The organism is Pseudacidovorax intermedius (genome assembly GCF_001476815.1).
Lineage (GTDB): Bacteria > Pseudomonadota > Gammaproteobacteria > Burkholderiales > Burkholderiaceae_C > Xenophilus > Xenophilus intermedius_A.
Map to the genome: position 1 here is coordinate 1 of NZ_LDSL01000280.1, position 643 is coordinate 643.

Annotated in this window: 2 protein-coding genes; one reads left to right on the forward strand and one right to left on the reverse strand. The window is 69.4% G+C overall.

Annotation, left to right across the window (positions count from 1 at the left end):
• On the reverse strand, positions 1 to 269 hold a 269-nt coding region (locus NS331_RS25230; RefSeq protein WP_193758224.1), incomplete at its 3' end, for a dihydrodipicolinate synthase family protein.
• A 127-nt stretch (positions 270 to 396) separates the two neighbouring features.
• On the opposite strand from NS331_RS25230, the gene NS331_RS25235 reads away from it, so the two are divergent.
• Positions 397 to 643 (forward strand): LysR family transcriptional regulator (locus NS331_RS25235; RefSeq protein ID WP_153013071.1); only part of this gene is annotated, 247 nt, incomplete at its 3' end.

Here is a 643-nt window from a genome sequence, read left to right on the forward strand (position 1 = left end):
GTGTGTAAAAGGGACAGGACGATGGACGAGATCACCGGCAGCCGGCCGCGCAGTTCGTCGGCCACGATGCGCGTGACCTCGGCCCGCTCGGCGGGGGTGAGCGAGAACACCTCGCCCGTGTGGCCGTTGGTCATCACGGCCACCACGCCCTCATGGCCGGCCAGCCAGCTGGCGAGCTGGCGCAGGGCCGGCTCGTCGATGCGGTGGTCGGGGGTGAAGGGGCAGGCGATGGCGGGGATGATCCCCCGATAATTTTCGATGGACGGCATTGCAGGTCTCCGTGCGGTGCGATGGGTGAAGGAAGCGGAGCGGATGATTCCGCGCCGGTCCCCGGACCGTCCAATACTCGAATCGCATACAACTATCGCGGGCCGTGCGGCGCCGCAGGAGACGCCCATGGGCCCGGGCAACCGCCCCCTCGACCTCGATTGGCTGGAAGATTTCGTCGCGCTGGCCGACACCGGCAGCTTCTCGCGCGCGGCCGAGGTGCGGCACATCGCGCAACCCGCCTTCAGCCGGCATATCCGGTCCCTGGAGGAATGGGTGGGTGTGGAGTTGTGCGACCGCAGCGCCCATCCGGTGGCGCTCACGGCGGCGGGCCAGCGTTTTCTGCCGCTGCTGCGTGGCGTGCTGGCGGGGCTGG